The 17,707-nt window shown below is 63.9% G+C and carries 19 protein-coding genes and 1 other RNA gene; 8 read left to right on the forward strand and 12 right to left on the reverse strand.

The window, feature by feature from the left end; genetic code table 11:
• The first annotated feature begins 145 nt into the window (after positions 1-145).
• Complete coding sequence (gene hpnA / locus NX773_RS10215) at positions 146-1,147, forward strand: hopanoid-associated sugar epimerase (protein WP_258856226.1); 1,002 nt, start codon at positions 146-148, stop codon at positions 1,145-1,147.
• Here hpnA and NX773_RS10220 read toward each other — a convergent pair.
• Together NX773_RS10220 and NX773_RS10225 are read right to left on the reverse strand one after the other, a co-directional pair.
• Positions 1,140-2,279, reverse strand: a complete 1,140-nt coding sequence (locus NX773_RS10220) for a glycosyltransferase (protein ID WP_258856227.1) — start codon at positions 2,277-2,279, stop codon at positions 1,140-1,142. The two genes, hpnA and NX773_RS10220, sit on opposite strands and share 8 nt — an antisense overlap.
• On the reverse strand, positions 2,272-3,261 hold the full coding sequence (locus NX773_RS10225) for a ferritin-like domain-containing protein (protein ID WP_258856228.1): 990 nt from the start codon (positions 3,259-3,261) through the stop codon (positions 2,272-2,274). Before NX773_RS10225 ends, NX773_RS10220 begins: the two co-directional genes overlap by 8 nt.
• A 134-nt stretch (positions 3,262-3,395) precedes the next feature.
• On the opposite strand from NX773_RS10225, the gene NX773_RS10230 reads away from it, so the two are divergent.
• From NX773_RS10230 to NX773_RS10250, 5 genes are all read left to right on the forward strand, one after another.
• On the forward strand, positions 3,396-4,898 hold the full coding sequence (locus NX773_RS10230; protein ID WP_258856229.1) for an amidase: 1,503 nt from the start codon (positions 3,396-3,398) through the stop codon (positions 4,896-4,898).
• A gap of 61 nt (positions 4,899-4,959) precedes the next feature.
• Entirely contained in the window at positions 4,960-5,496 is a 537-nt protein-coding gene (locus NX773_RS10235) for a dihydrofolate reductase family protein (protein ID WP_258856230.1), read from the forward strand.
• Between the two features lie 35 nt (positions 5,497-5,531).
• The gene (locus NX773_RS10240) at positions 5,532-6,059 is read left to right on the forward strand and encodes a TetR/AcrR family transcriptional regulator (RefSeq protein ID WP_258856231.1); all 528 of its coding nucleotides are present in this window, start codon (positions 5,532-5,534) and stop codon (positions 6,057-6,059) included.
• Between the two features lie 951 nt (positions 6,060-7,010).
• Positions 7,011-7,343, forward strand: coding sequence for a type II toxin-antitoxin system Phd/YefM family antitoxin (locus NX773_RS10245; protein ID WP_258856232.1), 333 nt, complete (start codon positions 7,011-7,013; stop codon positions 7,341-7,343).
• Positions 7,291-7,566, forward strand: coding sequence for a type II toxin-antitoxin system RelE family toxin (locus tag NX773_RS10250; protein ID WP_258856233.1), 276 nt, complete (start codon positions 7,291-7,293; stop codon positions 7,564-7,566). The genes NX773_RS10245 and NX773_RS10250 overlap by 53 nt, the downstream gene beginning before the upstream one ends.
• 106 nt (positions 7,567-7,672) lie before the next feature.
• On the opposite strand, the gene NX773_RS10255 is transcribed toward NX773_RS10250, so the two are convergent.
• The 10 genes from NX773_RS10255 to ompA all read right to left on the reverse strand — a co-directional run bounded on the left by NX773_RS10255 (position 7,673) and on the right by ompA (position 13,437).
• A complete protein-coding gene (locus NX773_RS10255; RefSeq protein WP_258856234.1) occupies positions 7,673-7,993 on the reverse strand; it encodes a hypothetical protein in 321 nt (106 codons plus the stop codon).
• A gap of 80 nt (positions 7,994-8,073) precedes the next feature.
• The gene (locus NX773_RS10260) at positions 8,074-8,235 is read right to left on the reverse strand and encodes a hypothetical protein (RefSeq protein WP_258856235.1); all 162 of its coding nucleotides are present in this window, start codon (positions 8,233-8,235) and stop codon (positions 8,074-8,076) included.
• Between the two features lie 23 nt (positions 8,236-8,258).
• Positions 8,259-8,735, reverse strand: a complete 477-nt coding sequence (locus tag NX773_RS10265; protein WP_258856236.1) for a T6SS effector amidase Tae4 family protein — start codon at positions 8,733-8,735, stop codon at positions 8,259-8,261.
• Positions 8,728-9,084 (reverse strand): Rap1a/Tai family immunity protein, encoded by a 357-nt coding sequence (locus NX773_RS10270; RefSeq protein ID WP_258856237.1) that lies wholly within the window; start codon positions 9,082-9,084, stop codon positions 8,728-8,730. Before NX773_RS10270 ends, NX773_RS10265 begins: the two co-directional genes overlap by 8 nt.
• Complete coding sequence (locus NX773_RS10275) at positions 9,081-9,572, reverse strand: Hcp family type VI secretion system effector (RefSeq protein WP_258856238.1); 492 nt, start codon at positions 9,570-9,572, stop codon at positions 9,081-9,083. The genes NX773_RS10270 and NX773_RS10275 overlap by 4 nt, the downstream gene beginning before the upstream one ends.
• A gap of 375 nt (positions 9,573-9,947) precedes the next feature.
• Positions 9,948-10,306, reverse strand: a transfer-messenger RNA (tmRNA) gene (ssrA, locus tag NX773_RS10280).
• 70 nt (positions 10,307-10,376) lie between these two features.
• Positions 10,377-10,982: a glycine zipper 2TM domain-containing protein gene (locus tag NX773_RS23535; protein WP_307728523.1), complete on the reverse strand. Its 606-nt coding sequence runs from the start codon at positions 10,980-10,982 to the stop codon at positions 10,377-10,379.
• A 102-nt stretch (positions 10,983-11,084) separates the two neighbouring features.
• Complete coding sequence (locus NX773_RS10290) at positions 11,085-11,789, reverse strand: HAD family hydrolase (RefSeq protein ID WP_258856239.1); 705 nt, start codon at positions 11,787-11,789, stop codon at positions 11,085-11,087.
• A 6-nt stretch (positions 11,790-11,795) separates the two neighbouring features.
• Positions 11,796-12,497, reverse strand: a complete 702-nt coding sequence (gene ubiG, locus NX773_RS10295; RefSeq protein WP_258856240.1) for a bifunctional 2-polyprenyl-6-hydroxyphenol methylase/3-demethylubiquinol 3-O-methyltransferase UbiG — start codon at positions 12,495-12,497, stop codon at positions 11,796-11,798.
• 214 nt (positions 12,498-12,711) lie between these two features.
• A complete protein-coding gene (ompA, locus tag NX773_RS10300) occupies positions 12,712-13,437 on the reverse strand; it encodes an outer membrane protein OmpA (protein ID WP_258856241.1) in 726 nt (241 codons plus the stop codon).
• 364 nt (positions 13,438-13,801) lie between these two features.
• Here ompA and gyrA point away from each other — a divergent pair, with 364 nt between their 5' ends.
• Together gyrA and serC are read left to right on the forward strand one after the other, a co-directional pair.
• Positions 13,802-16,432, forward strand: coding sequence for a DNA gyrase subunit A (gene gyrA, locus NX773_RS10305; RefSeq protein WP_258856242.1), 2,631 nt, complete (start codon positions 13,802-13,804; stop codon positions 16,430-16,432).
• Positions 16,433-16,597: 165 nt separating this feature from the next.
• On the forward strand, positions 16,598-17,692 hold the full coding sequence (serC, locus tag NX773_RS10310; RefSeq protein ID WP_258856243.1) for a 3-phosphoserine/phosphohydroxythreonine transaminase: 1,095 nt from the start codon (positions 16,598-16,600) through the stop codon (positions 17,690-17,692).
• Positions 17,693-17,707: the final 15 nt, after the last annotated feature.

Genomic DNA, 17,707 nt, shown 5'->3' on the forward strand with positions numbered 1-17,707 from the left:
GCTGCGGCATCCGGATTCTCCAGCCTAAACAAGCTTTGATGCCTGTTTTCCGTGCAGGTTCGTACTGCCCAGTTTCACCCGCGGGTGTGCGACCGTGCGCGCGACTGAAGGCTACAATCGGCCGCATCGCAACAGGGAGCCTGCAATGGCAAGCCAGGACCGGGTGCTGGTGACGGGCGCGAGCGGCTTTATCGGCTCGGCGGTGGCGTGCGCGCTGCAGGAGCGTGGGTTCCGCTTGCGTCTGCTGGTGCGCGGCACCAGCCCGCGCCGCAACCTGGCGGGCCTGAGCGCCGAGATCGTCGAAGGCGACCTGCGCGACGAGGCCAGCCTGGCCCGCGCGCTCGACGGCGTGCGCCATGTGTTCCATGTGGCCGCCGACTACCGGCTGTGGTCGCGCGATCCGGCCGCGATCGAACGCACCAATGTCGAGGGCACGCGCAACGTGATGCGCGCGGCGCTGCAGCGCGGCGTGGAGCGCATTGTGTACACCAGCAGCGTTGCCACGCTGCGGGTGGACGCGCAAACGGTGGCCGCGACCGAAGACGAACCGCTGGCCGCCGCGCAGGCCATTGGCGCCTACAAGCGCAGCAAGGTGCTGGCCGAGCGGCTGGTCGAGCAGATGGTGGAACGCGAGGGACTGCCGGCGGTGATCGTCAATCCGTCCACGCCGGTTGGCGCGCGCGACGTGCGGCCCACGCCAACCGGCCGCATCATCGTCGAGGCAGCGGGTGGCCGCATGCCCGCGTTCGTGGAGACCGGCCTGAACGTGGTGAACGTGGAGGATGTGGCGCTCGGCCATGTGCTTGCCCTCGAACGCGGGCGGGTAGGCGAGCGCTACATCCTGGGCGGCGACAACCTGAGCCTGCGCGAGCTTCTTGGCGAGATCGCTGGTCTCACCGGGCGCCGCGCGCCGCGTGTGCAGTTGCCGGTGGCGTCGCTGTTTCCGCTCGCGTGCGCCGCAGAGGCGGTGGCGCGCATCACCGGCCGCGAACCCTTCCTGACCACGGACGGGCTGAAAATGTCGCGCAACCGCATGCATTTTTCGTCAGCCAAAGCGCAGCGCGAACTGGGCTACGCGCCGCGCGCGCACCAGCACGGCTTGCAGGCCGCGCTCGACTGGTTCGCGCGCGAAGGCTACCTCAGGTGACCGTTGCCTGCGTTCGCCCTTTCCAGCGGCCGCCCCGGCCGCGGTGGTGGCGCCAGGCCGAGGCAAGCGTCGCGCCAAGGTAGAACATCGCCACAAAGGGAAGAGCAGGCGCCCACGTTGCCGCGCGCCCGTAGTAGCGCAGCATCGGCACATACAAGCCCGTCATCAGCAGCCACGCCGCCAGGGCCGGCCACGCAAAGGGCGCCAGCACGGGCGGCACCACGTACAGCAGCACCATGCCAACGGCCGTAAGTCCCAGCAGCGATGGCGAATGGCGCAGCTGCGTGTAGGCGCTGCGGGCGATCATGTTCCAGACCGAGCGCCAGTCGTCGCACGGGCGTAACGAGTAGCAGTCGCGTGCGAGATCCAGATGGATTGGTCCGGCACGCTTCATCTGCGCGGCCAGCGCACAGTCGTCGATCAGCGCATCCTTGATCGACGCAATGCCGCCAATCGCGGCCAGCGCGTCCGTGCGCGCGAGCATGCAGCCGCCGGCCGCAGCGGCGGTGCGCCGTTTCACATCGTTCACTTGCGCGAACGGATAGAGCATCGCGAAAAAGAAGACGAAGGCCGGGATCAGGACGTTCTCGGCTAGCGAGACGCAGTGCAGGCGCGCCATCAGCGAGGTCAGCGCGAACTGTCCGGATTCCGCCCGTGCCACGAGCTCGTGCAGCGCATGCGGGTGGTGGCGGATGTCGGCGTCGGTCAGCCAGACATAGCGTGCGTGTGGAAAGCGCCGGACCTGCAGGCGCAGTCCTTCGGCCTGCGCCCACACTTTTCCGGCCCAGCCGAGTGGCAGCTCGCGTGCCGTGATCACACTCAGGCGCTTGCACTGGCCGAGCCGCAGGGCCGTCTGGCGCGCCAGCGCAGCCGTACGGTCGCTGCTATGGTCGTCCACCACGACGATGTGGAACTGGCCTTCGTATGCCTGCTCCAGCAGCGACTGCAGCGCATTTTCAATGACCAGCGCTTCGTCACGCGCGGGCACGATGGCAACCACTTCGGGCCAGAACATGGGCGACGGCGCGGCTGGCGCGAAGCGCACATGCCAGAACTGGCCGCGAAACAGCGCAAGCCACAGCCACGCCAGCAGCGCCAAGGTCGCGAGCGCGAATGCGGCCTGCTCAGCCATCCTTGCGCATGCACCTGAGCGCAAGCCGGGCGAGGCGAGGCATGGCCGTGGGGCGCAGCAGCCGCGCTTCGTAGCCGGAGAAGCGGCGCTCGTTCTCGGCCAGGCACAAGGCCAGCAGCTCGCGCACCTTGATCGCACCATCCGTGACGGACCTGGCGCCGCTGACCGTGAAGTTGTTGTCCTGCGCCTGCGCGTTGCCCTCGGCATCGATCGAACGTGCCAGGCCGATGCGCTCCCAGCCAAGGAACGCCCACACCGCCAGCACCTTCAGCTCGAAGCGGATGCGCCGCCACCATGGCAAGCGGGCGCGGTGCCATGCCGCCCAGTTCGCAAACAGCAGGATGTGGCGGCATTCCTCCTGCATCACAGGCTCGAAGGTCTCGACCAGCTCGGGCGGGAACAGGCCGGAGCGCCGTGCCGCTTCGAACAGGCCGAACGCGAAGAAGCTGTCGATGCACTCGCTGTAGCCGGTGACGAGGTAGGCCCACTCGGGGTCGTCCGGATACTCGTACGCGGCCTCGGGCGCGAGCCGGATGCCGTAGGCACGCACCATGTTCGACAGCACCTCTTTGTGGCGGTTTTCCTCCCACGCGTTCAGGGCCAGCGCCTCGCGCATGTCCGCGTCGCCCAGCGTGCGCGCGTACGCGGCCATGCGCAGGCGTGCCTTGCCTTCGGTCTGCACGGCGATGTCCCAGATCGGCAGCGAGACGATGCGCTGCAGGGTGGCGGCGTCGAGCCTGGGCCAGTCGAGCACGGCCGGGCGGTAGGGGTTGAAGGTGTCGCGGAACATGCGGCAGACCTCGCGGCGGTGGAGATCGGTGCCGGGCTTGAGCTCGTCCTGGACATCGCTGCTCCAGGCGCGGGCGCGGCGGCTTGCGTCGGCCAGTGCCGCCCCGGTGGGCGTACCAGCAGCTTGCGGCGGCGGGCGAAAGCCAGGCACCAGTTCGACCACGTCGAATCGTTCCAGGGTCTGCTCGTTCATCGGAAATGCGCTGACAGCATGTGCGGGTAAGAGCGTCGCCAGCGGCGGGGAGTTCCGGCGCCAGCCAGCACGTTTGTCTTGACAAGATGTCGTGTCGGATATTTCATTGCAGGCAATCAACATCAGGATCGCCCATGAAATTTGCCGAATACCTTGCCTGCGACGCCACCGAACTTGCCCGGCTGGTGGCGTGCGGGGACACCTCGCCGTCTGAATTGCTGGAGCTTGCCCTGGCGCAGCACCAGCGTGTGCACGGGCAGGTCAATGCGATCTGCATGCTGATGGAGCAGGAGGCGCGCACCCAGGCCCGCGCCCCGGCGCCGGGACCGTTCGCGGGCGTGCCCTTCCTCATCAAGGACGGCGGGCACCACTATGCAGGAATCCCGACCAGTTTCGGCAGCCGGTCCATGCAGCGCATCGTGCCCCAGCAACATTCCTCGGTGGTGCGGCGCTACCTGGAGGCAGGACTGGTCATTTTCGGCAAGACCAACCTGCCCGAGTTCGCGCTCAAGGGCGTGACCGACCCGGAATTGTTCGGGCGCACCAGCAATCCCTGGAACCTCGACCACACGCCGGGCGGATCGAGTGGAGGGGCTGCGGCTGCGATCGCCTCGGGCATCGTGCCGATGGCGGCTGGCAACGATGGCGGCGGATCGATCCGCATTCCGGCGGCGTGCTGCGGCTTGTTCGGGCTGCGGCCCTCGCGCGGGCGCGTGTCGTCCGGGCCGGCGACGGCGGAGGTGTGGTTCGGTGCGTCGAGCGAAGGGGTGCTTTCGCGCAGCGTGCGCGACAGTGCGCGGGCGCTGGATGTGCTGCAGGGCGCCGAGCCGGGCGATCCGTTCGTGATCGCGCCGCCCTCCGGGGCGTATGCGGAGCTGATGCGGCGCGAACCGGGCCGGTTGCGCATTGGTTTCACGACGCGCTCGCCGATCGGTTCGGAAGTGCATCCGGAGGCGGTGGCGGCGGTCACGCACGCGGCGCAGCTGCTTGCCAAGCTGGGGCATGAGGTGGAAGAAGCCGAGCCAGCCATCGACGGGGCGGCGCTGGCGGCAAGCTACCTGCACATTTATTTTGGACAGGTACCGGCGATGGTGGCGCAGGCCAAGGCAGCCGGGGCGACGTCGGCGGACCTGGAGCTGATGACGCGGTTGCTGGTTTCGATGGGATCGGCGGTATCGGCACCGAAGCTCACGCAGCAGCTCGGGCAATGGAATGTGTTTGCGCGGGCGCTGGGGGAGTTCCATTCGCGGTATGACTTGCTGCTGACGCCAACGCTGGCGCATCCGCCGGTGCGGCACGGGACCGGGGACTTGCCGGGCGGGCAGCGGGCGGTGCTGGGGTTCCTGGAGACGACAGGGTTGCTGGGCGTGCTGGCGCGGCTAGGCTTGCTGGACAAGGCCATCGATGGCATTGCGCAGGAAAGCTTGCGGTATGTGCCGTTCACGCAATTGGCCAACCTGACCGGGACGCCGGCGATGTCGGTTCCCTTGCATTGGACGGCGGATGGCTTGCCGCTCGGGGTGCAGTTCGTGGGACGCTTTGGCAGCGAGGATGTGTTGTTGCAGCTGGCGCACCAGTTGGAGCAGGCGCAGCCGTGGTTTGGGCGGATGCCGCGGTGGGTGGAGGGGACCGACTAGCGACTAGTTGTATTTGGACGCCGCCTTGCTAAAATATACGGTGTATAAATAAGGGGCTCCCATGACCACCGCACACGTATTCATCGCCACCAGTCTCGATGGCTTCATCGCCCGGCCCAACGGCGATATCGCCTGGTTGTTGCAGAGAGACGATCCCGCCGAGGATCACGGTTACACGGACTTCATCGAGGACAAGGACGTGATCGTGATGGGGCGGGGGAGCTTTGAAACGGTGGCGGCCTACGACCCCTGGCTCTACGACCGTCCGGTCATCGTGCTGTCGGCGCAACTGGCGGGAACCGCTGTGCCCGGACATCTGGACGGTAAGGTCAGGTTCTCGAATCTCGCACCGCGGGCGCTGATGGAAGAACTGGCTCGCCAGGGCATTCGCCGGATTTATGTGGACGGCGGGCAGGTGATCCAGTCTTTTCTCCGGGATGGGCTCGTCGCTGACATGGTGATCACGACTGTTCCGGTGTTGATCGGATCCGGGAGAAGCCTGTTCGGCGAACTGCCGCACGACGTCGACCTGGCACTCGTTTCCAGCCGCAGCTTTCGTTCCGGATTGGTGCAGTCCACTTACCGCGTGGTGCCGTGAATCGGCCACGTGGTCGTCCGGCCCAAGGGAGCGGAGTGGCGCGGGACGACATCCTGGTGACCGCGCTGGCGATGTTGGACGAAGGCGGCGGGCAGGGGCTGACGATGCGGGCACTGGCGTCCCGCCTGGGTGTGACGCCAATGAGCCTTTATCACCATGTTGAGGATCGCGCCGGGCTGCTGCGGGCGCTGTCAGACCGGGTCTATGGCGAGGTGTTGGAGGCGGCCGACGGGGAGCTCGACCCGCTTGCGCAGGTTCGCGCGCTGCTGGTTCGTTATCACGACGCTGTGGGCAGGCATCCGCAGCTGACCTTGGCCATTTTCGCCGAGCCGCGGGCGTTTGCGGGAGTGAGCCGCCAGCTCACGGAACGGCTGGGGGACTTGCTTGCCAATGTTACACCGTATTCCTTGCTTTGGCGAGACATCCTGATCGATCATGCGCACGGCAGTGGACTTGCCGTGGTTTCCGTGCGGGGGGATTCGCTGCAGGTGGATGCTATCCGGGAGCAGTATGCGAAAGCGGTCGACTGCTTGTTGGGGGAGTTGACGCGTACGCACGGCTAGTGCTGCGAGAGGTCATCGGGTTCGTGATGAGGGAGCCCTCGTAGCGATTGTTTCGGACCTTCGGCTTGATGTAGATGGGAGGCGTAAGGCAAAAAATCGCTGCGCGATTTTCCTTGAATGGGCGAATTGGAGAGTGCTTGCGCTTGCAAGCGCAAGCCCGTTCGCGGGCTCGCCGTTGCAAGGCTCGAAACCCCCGCTCACCCCTCGTCCGTGCGGAACGAGGGTTCTATTCCCTCGGCTCGCATGCAAAACTATTCAAAGACAAAGGGCCCGTCGGCTACGCCGACAGGCCCTTTGTCTTTGAATAGAGTGGTGGAGGCGGAGGCTACCGAAGAATCCGCTGTAACACGGTCTTGGCCTGGCTGCCGCGCGAATTACCCCAATAGTTACCCCCTGATGAGTTGGGCTTCCTATATCTAAGAGGAGCTTGTCTTAGTTTTGCCTGACTAGATGTGCTGAAAATTCAGAACATCTCGGCCAGCGAGGCGATGTGAGCAAAATTGGGTGCATCTCGTCCGATCGACGCCGGTACTACTGGTGACCTGGGTGACCCTGCTCAACAGTGCGCGTGCCCCATCACAACCGCCACCAACGCGTCGGGGGGCATGACGAGGATGGGCATGACGCGCCAAAAGCAGTGCCGGTCGAGGGGCGGGTGGTGGTCTATGCTCAGCTGGTTAGGCGCGCTCGAGTGATCAAGCGGGGATGTACGCCTCATCTTGGGGTGTGGTGACTTTAATAAATTGAAACAAAATGACCACTTCGTACCATCTTGACTTTTTCGGTCATATGGGTCATAATGTCTGCTATGCGTAGTACGGTTCCCGGCTACGAGCAGTGAGTGTTTATAGGGTGCGCAGGATGTGCCCCCGGCACAAGCGAGGCGGTTCATTTGGAGTTCACAGCCAATACCGCACTTTCCACAAGAGAAGGTAATTTTTGGAGCAAACCATGATCGATGCAACCCTGACCACGTTTAGTGCGAAGGATGCAAAGGCACGTTTTGGCGAGGTGTTGGACGAAGCGCTGGGTCGTCCTGTCGGAATTACCCGGCATGACAGGCTTACCGCCTACATCGTTTCTCGGAAGGAGTTCGAGAAAATGGTAGCGCACGTTCGATATCTTGAAGATCAGCTATGGCTCGCCAAAGCTGATGCCGCTCGCAACGAGGGTTATGCGGGTAGTGAGCGTGTCAGTGCATTCCTTCGTGATTTTTCTGAAGGAAATGACAATGAAGCAACTGAAGTTCACGAATCAGGCAGACAAATTTCTGGCAAGCCTTGATGCAAAGCAGTACCGCCAAGTAGGCAAGAAGGTTTTCTCTTTGCTGCGCAACTCCGAGCCCCAGGACAGTGAGGCGATGGAGGGCGCGAAAAACGGGGAAAAGCGGGTGGATGTTGGTGAATACCGCGTTGTTTATATTGCTACCGATACCTTGGTCGATGTCCTGGTAATTGGGAAGCGCAATGGTGATGAGGTCTATCGCATCTGGCAGCGGATGCTATAGCCCTTATTTTTGAGGCCGCCTTCGGGCGGCTTTTTTATGCTCGAGGTATAGAATCGATCTCGCTAGCCTGGTGAGCTACCCGTCATCCCCGGCGATTACAATTCATCTAGTCAGCGCGCCGCGGCTGGCCGCACTTCACATCCGCAATAGCATCCGATGTTCCTCTGAGCCGGGCCGCGTGGGCGTTTTGCCTGCTCATCACAAAAATGGCCACACCTAAAGCAGCGGTTGAGCCGACGGCCTGGACCCATGCCGCCCAGTCTTGGGCGTGGAGATCACTGAAATAACGAATTGTTTCATAGCCGCCAAGGCCGACAGCAGCGCTGAGAGTGATTGCCGCGTATTTGTTGTACCAAGTAGTCATAGCATCGAGAGATTCAATCGAGCCACGGCATACGATCGGGAGACACAACGAACGCGCTTCCATTGTTGTCTTGTTTGAATGCGAAGCAGTACCTGAATGTACCTTCGCAGGGCACCCAGAAAACGACAGGGTCGTGTCGAAAGTCACCTTCCCAGGCAACTTCGCCGGGCCCGGTATTCCTGCCCGTTCACCGGCTGCTTGGCCAGCATGTCAATGAATTGGTCGCCGGTCAGGTCGAACTGGTACGGCTGTGCGCCGCCGATCGCCGGCAGCAGAAGTGCGCAGGCATAGGTGAGGGGTCGCATGGTTCGTTGCAAGCTCTTAGTCTTCATTTCAACGACCAGAACCAGACCTCGGTGGACGACCAGTAGCAATCTTCCTCGCACGCCAGGTCGTTCAGGCTGTACGGCGCGACCAGATCGATGTGCCCCTGCCGATCGGTTGGGCCCCATAGGTGGTAAAAGCTGATCACGCCATGCCGGTTGCCAATTCCCTTCTGTGCCGCCGGTCCGCCGGCATACCGCTCTGGCGCGCCCCATCCGCGCGCCAGGAAGCGTGCCAGCTTCGTCTGGCTGGGCTGCAGCAGCTTGCCCTGGCATTCTCCCGCCTGTACCAGCAGTCGCTCGCCCTGTACCGGTACGCCGGCGCGGATCAATGCCAGGCTCATCCGGACCGCGCAGGTGTTCTCCCATGCCGGGATGCCGATGTGTTCCGGATGGCCGATCCACTGGTACAGCTCTTCGGTGGATACTGAACGCCGGTCGGGGTATTTGCTACGCAGGACCGCATACATGGGCTTATACATGGCAGCATCCCACCGTGCACGGCCATTTGGCCTGCCATGCCTGCACCGCCAGCCGCGCCGCATTTGCCTGCCGTGCGGCTGGCTCCAGGGTCCGCAGCACATCGGTCAGCGCTGGCTGTAGCAGGCCCGTACCCGGCTTCGCCTGGCTGTAGCACCACTCGCGATCGGCAGTCGCATCCATGACACCCTTCAGGTATGCGACGGCCTCGGCGGACTCGGCCGCATTTGCCGGGTGATCGAGCTGGCGCAGCAGCTGCGCGCCGCTCATCCAGGGGAACGGATGGCTGGCGGGTGCGGCCTGCGCCAGCCCGAACGCGGCGCCCAGCAACATCACGGGTAAGGTCCTCATACCGCAATCCGGTTGCTGGTCAGGTCCCAGCCGCCGGCCGTGTTGCCGCCGGCACCGCCCGCGATCTTCTGCTGGGTGTACTTCCACTTGGCCTTGGCGAACTTCAGGCCCACGCTGTCCGTCATCCCGCCGGCGGCCACGCCCTGGCCGACGTGCCCGATCAACACGTGTTCGAGCTCGACCTCGTAATACTTAACGCGCTCGCCGTTGCCGTCAGCGCGGAAGAACTCGAAACGTGCTTTTGCAATCGTTTTGCCCATCGCGCAGTACTGCGCCAGAAGGGGCGATGACAGGTCGCACATTTTGTGGAAGGTGATATCCGAGAGCTCGGCACGCTCAGCTGTGTGGCCACCCGCCGTCGAGGCGGTTGCGCTCTTCGGCTGGGTGATATGCCAATTGACCGATTCGCACTCGATCCAGCCTTTGTGTGCACTGTCCGATGACTCTCCCTTGATGTCCCCTAGTTGCAGGTACGCGTCGATTGCCATGGTCCCTCCGTTGTTTGTGGATGAGACATCGTTGCAGAGCTGGGTTTACGACAAGTTGGGCGGGGTCAATTGGACGAGTGGCGGGGCTGGAGTTGAGTCAGAAGGTTTGCTGCTCGCTGGAAGATGGCTTCGGCGAGGTGTAGACAGGAGGCGTGAGGCAAAAAATCGCTGCGCGATTTTCCTTGAATGGGCGAATTGGAGAGGGCTTGCGCTTGCAAGCGCAAGCCCGTTCGCGGGCTCGCCGCATGCGGCTCGAAACCCCCGCTCACCCCTCGTCCGTGCCGGACGAGGATTCAATTCCTCTGCTTCACGGCTGCTATTCAAAGACAAAGGGCCCGCCGGCTACGCCGACAGGCCCTTTGTCTTTGAATAGAGTGGTGGAGGCGGAGGGAATTGAACCCTCGTCCGCAAGCCCTCTACAGGCAGTTCTACATACTTAGCATCGCCATTTGATTTAACCCGTACAACCCGGACGTGCGCGGTTTGGACAGGCGAGTTACCTTAGATTTAGGGTCTGACCAAGTAACCCGGTCAAACCCGAGCCCCTGTAAATGACTCTTCAGCCTTGCGGCACACCCCAGGGGCGAGGTGTTGAAGAGCTAGCAGCGATTAGGCTGCGAGTGCGTACGAGTTATCGTTTGCAGTTATTACGTTTCTGGATGTATTTACGAGGTAACCAGTCCTCGGTATGCCCTGCGCTGCTTTGTAACCCACGTCGAAACCAGGTCGCCCCCAGCGAAAGTAAAACCATTGTACTCCAATCCGTCAGCGTTTGCAGGCCTCTTGGTCGGCAAACGCCCCGGGTTACTGGTTGCGGTTGGCCACCTCGTTGCCGAGCATGCCACCGCCGATGATGCCGGCCACCGTGGCCAGCTTGCGGCCGTTACCGCTGCCGATCTGGTTGCCGACCAGGCCGCCGATCACGGCGCCGGTGCCGATCGCCACATAGTTGGGCTGGCGCGGCGCAGGGGCCGGCTGCTGCGCGTAGGTCGGGCGGTCATAGCGTTCGTCCTGCGTGTAGTGGTGCACCACGCGCTTGGGCGCCGCTTTGTGGACGACCGGGGCACGTTGCTCCACCACCGGGGCCGCCTGTTGCACGGCCGGGGCCGGCTGCACGTAGGTGGCGTTGGCCGGAACCAGCACCGGGGCCGCTTGGGCTACCATCGGCTGCGGGCCTTGCATGGCCGGGGCGGCGCCGACGCCATACGCGGTCTGCGACGGTGCCGTGTAAGCGGCCGGTGCCGCGGCGTACGGGCTCACGGCCGGCATGGCCTGCGGTTCGGGCGCGCTGTGCGAGCTGGGCAGGATGCCGGTGATGGCGGCGGTGCCCGCCGCGCAGACGACGATCACGGAGACAGCAGCCGCTGCCATCAGGGGGTGAATACGGGTGGTGGTCTTGATCGCTTCCATCTTTAGCTCCTGCTGTGTTGGTTGGTGCAGGAGTAGATTACGGCGCAGCTGACCCGGGAGCTAGACGGATTGCTGTATCAATCGTAATCAGATGTAAGGAATTCAGGCGGTTGCCGCCTTCAGGGGCGCGCCAGCAAGACCGCGCAGGGTTTCCAGCAGGTCGGTCGGCGTATCGAGCAGGTAGTCCGCGCCCCAGGTGGCTGGATCGATTTCGCCGCAGTAGCCCCAGGCACAGGCCACCGTGACCATGCCGGCCGCGCGGCCCGCCTCGACGTCGCGCAGGTCGTCGCCGACATACCAGCAGTGCTCCGGCGCGATGTCCAGGCGGCGCGCGCCTTCCAGCAGCGGGGCAGGGTGCGGCTTGGAAAAACCGGTGGTGTCGCCGGACACCACGCAACCGGCATGCGCCAGCCCGATCTGCGGGAGCAAGGGGTCGGTGAAGCGCGCCGGCTTGTTGGTGACAATGCCCCACGCCATGCCCGCCGCCTGAATGCCGTCGAGCAGCTCGACCACGCCGCCGAACAGCGTCGAGTGCACTGCCATGGCCGACTGGTAACGGTCGAACCATTGCAGGCGCAGCTCTTCGTAGCCGTCGTCGCCCGGCCCAAGGCCAAACGCCGCGCCGATCATGCCGCGCGCCCCGGCCGAGGCGGTGGGGCGCAGCACGGCGTAGGGCTTGGGCTCCAGCCCGCGCTCCGTGCGCAGCCAGTTGACGGCGGCAGCCAAATCGGGCGCGGTGTCGGCCAGCGTGCCGTCCAGGTCGAACAGGACGGCACGCGGCGCGGGCATGCGGACAGGAAAAGTCATGTCAGGTCAGAGCGGTTTGCTGCAGGCCACCATGTAGTTCACGTCGGTGTCGTTGTTGAGCGAGTAGAACTTGGTGAGCGGGTTGTAGGTCAGGCCCTTCAGGCTGTCCACCTGCAGGCCGGCGCTGCGCACGAATTGCGACAGTTCCGCCGGGGTGATGAATTTGCCGTAGTCGTGGGTGCCGCGCGGCAGCATGCGCAGCACATATTCCGCGCCGACCACCGCGAACAGGTAAGACTTCAGGTTGCGGTTAAGCGTGGAGAAGAACACCTTGCCACCCGGCTTGACCAGCGCGGCCGCGGCACGCACCACCGATGCCGGGTCCGGCACGTGTTCGAGCATTTCCATGCAGGTGACGACGTCGAACTGGCCTGGTTCCTGCGCGGCCATTTCCTCGGCGGAGATGAGCTTGTAGCGCACCTCGATCCCCGATTCCAGGCTGTGCAGGTCGGCCACTTTCAGGGCCTTCTTGGACAGGTCGATGCCGGTGACTTTGGCGCCCTTGCGCGCCATTGCTTCGGTCAGCACGCCGCCGCCGCAGCCGATGTCGATCACGTTCTTGCCGGCAAGCGGGGCCAGCGAGTTGATCCATTCAAGGCGTAGCGGGTTGATTTCGTGCAGCGGACGGAATTCGGAGGTGGGATCCCACCAGCGATGAGCCAGTTCGCTGAATTTGTTGATTTCGAGTTGGTCGACGTTCGTAGTCATAGGTCGGAATAATAGCGGGAAACCGCGAAGGAGCGTAGCTCCGCAGCGTCCCCGCGAAGGCGGGGACCCATGCTGAGCTTGAAAATGGCACTACTAAAGCTGTAGCGACAACGCTAACGGTCCATGGGTCCCCGCCTCCGCGGGGACGACGGATTGAAAATTCTTGGTCATAAAAAAACCCCGCCGCAGCGGGGTTGTTGGGCATGCAGCCAGATTACTTCGGCTGTGCCGGCTTGGTCACCGTGCGGGTGCCCACCACTTCGATCTCCACGCGGCGGTTCTTGGCACGGCCGGCGGCGGTCTTGTTGTCGGCGACCGGCTGCTTCTCGCCCTTGCCTTCGGTGTAGATGCGGGCCTGGTCCACGCCCTTCGACTTCAGGTAGGCCTTGACCGCTTCGGCGCGGCGCACCGACAGCTTCTGGTTGTAGGCATCGGTACCGATCGAGTCGGTGTGGCCGACGGCGATGATCACTTCCAGGTTCATGTCGCCCAGCTTGCTGGTCAGTTCGTCCAGCGACTGCTTGCCGGCCGGCTTGAGCACGGCTTTGTCGAAATCGAAGAACGCATCAGCCTGGTAGCTGACTTTCTCGGAGGTCGGGACCGGAGCCGGTGCCGGGGCCGGAGCCGGGGCAGGGGCCGGAGCTTCAACCGGCGGCGGCGGCGGGGCGACGCACTTGCCGTTTTCGAGTTTTTCCGGCGGCACGCAGATCGGCGCGTCGCAACCCGGCACGGCGTCGGCCGGGGTCCAGTAACCGGTGCGCCAGCACAGGCCGAAAGGATCGCGTGCGATCACGCCGCGGGCATCCTGCACGTAAGCGCTGTATGGCTTCGGTGCCTGGATGTCGGTCGTCAGCGGGGCGTACGGCGGGCTGTTCTGGGCCAGCGCACTGCCAGCCAGCGCCGCCGAAGCTGCGAGCACGAGGGTTGCAATTTTTTTCATGTTTTTCTTCCTTTCGGTGATATCCCGCGAAACCGCACAAAACTGGTGCGTACATGTTCAGGATGGTAACACCATGCCTGTTGTGTTTGTTTCGCATTGTGAAACAAGCAATTAAGTTCTCGGCCATTTTGCCATATCGGCCAGAGCAGCACGCCTCGCGCTAAATCAAACCCAGCGCATAAGTACGGCTGCGTTGTTTCCTCGCAACATGGCGGACTCGTGCGCGGGGGTGCTTGACAACTCGCCCGCGCGTCGTGCTGTGCCGGCTGCTGCCCTGAGCGAATTGCGCAGTTGCCATAGCGCGCGTGGTAGAATCGAACGCTTGTAACTCATAACCACAGCCTGAAAGCAGTCGACCCTTCCAATGGATCAATTCGCAAAAGAAACAGTCCCGATTTCCCTCGAAGAAGAGATGCGCAAGAGCTACCTCGATTACGCAATGAGCGTGATCGTGGGGCGCGCCCTTCCGGACGTGCGTGACGGCTTGAAGCCGGTGCACCGGCGCGTGCTGTATTCGATGCATGAAAGCAATACGGTGTACAACCGCCCGTATGTGAAGTGCGCGCGCGTGGTGGGCGACACCATGGGTAAGTACCACCCGCACGGCGACGCCTCGATCTACGACACGCTGGTGCGCATGGCGCAGGACTTTTCGCTGCGATACACGCTGGTGGACGGGCAGGGCAACTTCGGCTCGATCGACGGCGACAGCGCCGCGGCAATGCGTTACACCGAGTGCCGCCTGGATCGCATCTCCAACGAGATCCTGGCCGACATCGACAAGGACACGGTCGACTTCCAGCCCAACTATGACGGCAAGGAAAAGGAACCGACCGTCCTGCCGACCAAGATCCCCAACCTCTTGATCAACGGTTCGTCGGGCATTGCCGTGGGCATGGCGACGAATATTCCTCCGCACAACCTGGCAGAGGTCATCAACGGCGCGCTGCACGTGCTGCGCACGCCGGACTGCTCGGTGGACGAGCTGATCGAACTGATCCCGGCGCCGGACTTCCCGACCGCCGGCATCATCTACGGCGTCTCGGGCGTGCGCGACGGCTACCGCACCGGCCGCGGCCGTGTGGTGATGCGCGCCAAGACCCACTTCGAGGAAGTGGGCCGCGACGGCAACCGCACCGCGATCATCGTGGACGAGCTGCCGTACCAGGTGAACAAGAAATCGCTGCTCGAGCGCATCGCCGAAAACGTGCGCGAGAAAAAGCTCGAAGGCATCTCCGACATCCGCGACGAGTCCGACAAGTCGGGCATGCGCGTGGTGATCGAACTGAAGCGCGGCGAAGTGCCCGAGGTGGTGCTGAACAACCTGTACAAGCAGACCCAGCTGCAGGATACCTTCGGCATGAACATGGTGGCGCTGGTCAACGGCCAGCCGAAGCTGCTCAACCTGAAGCAGATGATCGAGTGCTTCCTGTCGCACCGCCGGGAAGTGGTTACCCGCCGCACCGTGTTCGAGCTACGCAAGGCGCGCGAGCGCGGCCACATGCTGGAAGGCCTGGCGGTGGCGCTGGCCAACATCGACGACTTCATCGCGATCATCAAGGCCGCGCCGACGCCGCCGATCGCCAAGACCGAGCTGATGCAGCGCGCCTGGGATTCTTCCCTGGTGCGCAACATGCTCACCCGCACCGAGACCGGCGCCGCCGGCGGCATCGAGGCGTTCCGCCCCGAGCACCTGCCCAAGCACTACGGCATGCAGCCGGACGGCCTGTACAAGCTGTCCGACGAGCAGGCCCAGGAAATCCTGCAGATGCGTCTGCAGCGCCTGACGGGCCTTGAGCAGGACAAGATCGTCAACGAGTACAAGGAAGTGATGGAGCACATCGCCGACCTGCTCGACATCCTGGCCAAGCCCGAGCGCGTGACCACGATCATCAGCGACGAGCTCACCCAGATCAAGACGGACTACACCGAGAACGGCAAGGACACCCGCCGCTCGACCATCGAGCACAACGCCACCGACCTCGAGACCGAAGACCTGATCACCCCGCAGGACATGGTGGTGACCCTCTCGCACTCGGGTTACATGAAGGCGCAGCCGGTGTCCGAATACCGCGCGCAGAAGCGCGGCGGGCGCGGCAAGCAAGCGATGGCGACCAAAGAGGACGACTGGATCGACCAGCTGTTCATCGCCAACACGCACGACTACATCCTGTGCTTCTCCAACCGCGGCCGCATGTACTGGCTGAAGGTGTGGGAAGTGCCGCAGGGCTCGCGCAATTCGCGCGGCAAGCCGATCGTGAACATGTTCCCGCTGCAGGACAACGAGAAGATCACCGTCGTCCTGCCGCTGTCTGGCCCGAACAGCAAGTTCCCTGAAGACCATTACGTGTTCATGGCCACCTCGCTGGGCACCGTGAAGAAGACCCCGCTGAAGGACTTCTCCAACCCGCGCAAGGCCGGCATCATCGCGGTGGACCTGGATGAAGGCGACTTCCTGATCGGCGCCGCGCTGACCGACGGCGAGCACGACGTGATGCTGTTCTCGGATGCCGGCAAGGCCGTGCGCTTCGACGAGAACGACGTGCGCCCGATGGGCCGCAACGCGCGCGGCGTGCGCGGCATGAACCTGGAAGATGGTCAGCAGGTCATCGCGCTGCTGGTGGCAGAGAACGAGCAGCAGTCGGTGCTCACCGCCACCGAGAACGGCTTCGGCAAACGCACCCCGATCCTGGAATACACCCGCCACGGCCGCGGCACCAAGGGCATGATCGCGATCCAGACCAGCGAGCGCAACGGCAAGGTCGTCGCCGCCACGCTGGTGCAGGAGAAGGACGAGATCATGCTGATCACGACCGGCGGTGTGCTGATCCGCACCCGCGTGTCCGAGATCCGCGAGATGGGCCGCGCCACCCAGGGCGTGACCCTGATCGCGGTGGAGGACGGCACCAGGCTGTCCGGCCTGCAGCGCGTGATGGAGAGCGACGTCGAGGAAGAAGCCGAAGGCGACGCACCGACCGAGCAGGGCGACCAGTAACCTCCATTGTTTGCCTTACCCCGTCGTTCCCGCGCAGGCGGTAACCCATGGACAGCCCGAATACTCGCACCGTCTATGGGCCCCCGCCTCCGCGGGGGCGACGGTAGAGGGTGCAGGTTTGTGCGACAATCAATCGCATAGCCCGACATCAACACCGTAGAAACCATGACCGCCACTCCCATCTTCAACTTCTCCGCCGGCCCCGCCGTGCTGCCGCGCGAAGTCCTTCAACAAGCCGCGTCCGAAATGCTCGACTGGCACGGCAGCGGCATGTCGGTGATGGAGATGAGCCACCGCGGTCCCGAATTCATCTCGATCTACAAGCAGGCGGTGGCCGACCTGCGCGAACTGCTGAACGTCCCGCCGAACTACAAGATCCTGTTCCAGCAGGGCGGTGGCCTGGGCCAGAACGCGATCGTGCCGCTCAACCTGGCCGGGCGGCGCGCGCAGCCGGCCACCATCGACTTCGTGCACACCGGTTCGTGGTCGGGCAAGTCGCTCAAGGAAGCGGCCCGCTACGCCAACGTGAACGTGGCCGCCAGCGCCAAGGACAACGGCTTCACCGCCGTGCCGCCGCAAGCGTCGTGGAAGCTCACCCAAGATGCGGCCTACCTGCACATCTGCACCAACGAGACCATCGACGGCGTCGAGTACAACTTCGTGCCCGAGGTGTCGGCCGACGTGCCGATCGTGGCCGACATGTCCTCGCACATCCTGTCGCGCGTGATCGACGTGTCCAGGTACGGCGTGATCTTCGCCGGCGCGCAAAAGAACATCGGCCCGGCCGGCTTGACGCTGGTGATCGTGCGCGAGGACCTGCTCGAGCACGCGCTGCCGATCTGCCCCTCGGCCTTCCACTGGAAGACGGTGGCCGAACACGAGTCGATGTACAACACCCCGCCGACCTACGCGATCTACATCGCGGGCCTGGTGTTCGACTGGCTCAAGCGCCAGGGCGGGGTGGCCGCGATGGAACAGCGCAATATCGAGAAAGCGCGCCTGCTGTACGAGGCGCTGGACGCCGACGATTTTTACCAGAATCGGGTGGCCAAAGAGTACAGGTCGCGCATGAACGTGCCGTTCTACCTGCGCGACGAATCACTGAACGAACAATTCCTGGCCGGCGCGAAGGCGCGCGGGCTGCTGCAACTGAAGGGCCACAAGTCCGTCGGCGGTATGCGGGCATCGATCTACAACGCGATGCCGATCGAGGGTGTGCAAGCCCTGGTCGATTATTTGAACGAGTTTGCGGGGCGTTGAGCCGCGCGGTACGCG

Origin of the sequence: Massilia solisilvae (assembly GCF_024753215.1) — a bacterium.
Taxonomy (GTDB): domain Bacteria; phylum Pseudomonadota; class Gammaproteobacteria; order Burkholderiales; family Burkholderiaceae_D; genus Telluria; species Telluria solisilvae.

Excerpts from the sequence above, each read along its gene's own strand:
- ubiG (WP_258856240.1), bottom strand. The coding sequence starts at position 12,497 with ATGACTACGAACGTCGACCAACTCGAAATCAACAAATTCAGCGAACTG.
- NX773_RS10235 (WP_258856230.1), top strand. The coding sequence starts at position 4,960 with ATGACCACCGCACACGTATTCATCGCCACCAGTCTCGATGGCTTCATC.
- gyrA (WP_258856242.1), top strand. The coding sequence starts at position 13,802 with ATGGATCAATTCGCAAAAGAAACAGTCCCGATTTCCCTCGAAGAAGAG.
- NX773_RS10225 (WP_258856228.1), bottom strand. The coding sequence starts at position 3,261 with ATGAACGAGCAGACCCTGGAACGATTCGACGTGGTCGAACTGGTGCCT.
- NX773_RS10220 (WP_258856227.1), bottom strand. The coding sequence starts at position 2,279 with ATGGCTGAGCAGGCCGCATTCGCGCTCGCGACCTTGGCGCTGCTGGCG.
- NX773_RS10245 (WP_258856232.1), top strand. The coding sequence starts at position 7,011 with ATGATCGATGCAACCCTGACCACGTTTAGTGCGAAGGATGCAAAGGCA.
- serC (WP_258856243.1), top strand. The coding sequence starts at position 16,598 with ATGACCGCCACTCCCATCTTCAACTTCTCCGCCGGCCCCGCCGTGCTG.
- NX773_RS10255 (WP_258856234.1), bottom strand. The coding sequence starts at position 7,993 with ATGGAAGCGCGTTCGTTGTGTCTCCCGATCGTATGCCGTGGCTCGATT.
- NX773_RS10250 (WP_258856233.1), top strand. The coding sequence starts at position 7,291 with ATGAAGCAACTGAAGTTCACGAATCAGGCAGACAAATTTCTGGCAAGC.
- NX773_RS10260 (WP_258856235.1), bottom strand. The coding sequence starts at position 8,235 with ATGCGACCCCTCACCTATGCCTGCGCACTTCTGCTGCCGGCGATCGGC.
- NX773_RS10290 (WP_258856239.1), bottom strand. The coding sequence starts at position 11,789 with ATGACTTTTCCTGTCCGCATGCCCGCGCCGCGTGCCGTCCTGTTCGAC.
- hpnA (WP_258856226.1), top strand. The coding sequence starts at position 146 with ATGGCAAGCCAGGACCGGGTGCTGGTGACGGGCGCGAGCGGCTTTATC.
- ompA (WP_258856241.1), bottom strand. The coding sequence starts at position 13,437 with ATGAAAAAAATTGCAACCCTCGTGCTCGCAGCTTCGGCGGCGCTGGCT.
- NX773_RS10275 (WP_258856238.1), bottom strand. The coding sequence starts at position 9,572 with ATGGCAATCGACGCGTACCTGCAACTAGGGGACATCAAGGGAGAGTCA.
- NX773_RS23535 (WP_307728523.1), bottom strand. The coding sequence starts at position 10,982 with ATGGAAGCGATCAAGACCACCACCCGTATTCACCCCCTGATGGCAGCG.
- NX773_RS10270 (WP_258856237.1), bottom strand. The coding sequence starts at position 9,084 with ATGAGGACCTTACCCGTGATGTTGCTGGGCGCCGCGTTCGGGCTGGCG.
- NX773_RS10265 (WP_258856236.1), bottom strand. The coding sequence starts at position 8,735 with ATGTATAAGCCCATGTATGCGGTCCTGCGTAGCAAATACCCCGACCGG.
- NX773_RS10230 (WP_258856229.1), top strand. The coding sequence starts at position 3,396 with ATGAAATTTGCCGAATACCTTGCCTGCGACGCCACCGAACTTGCCCGG.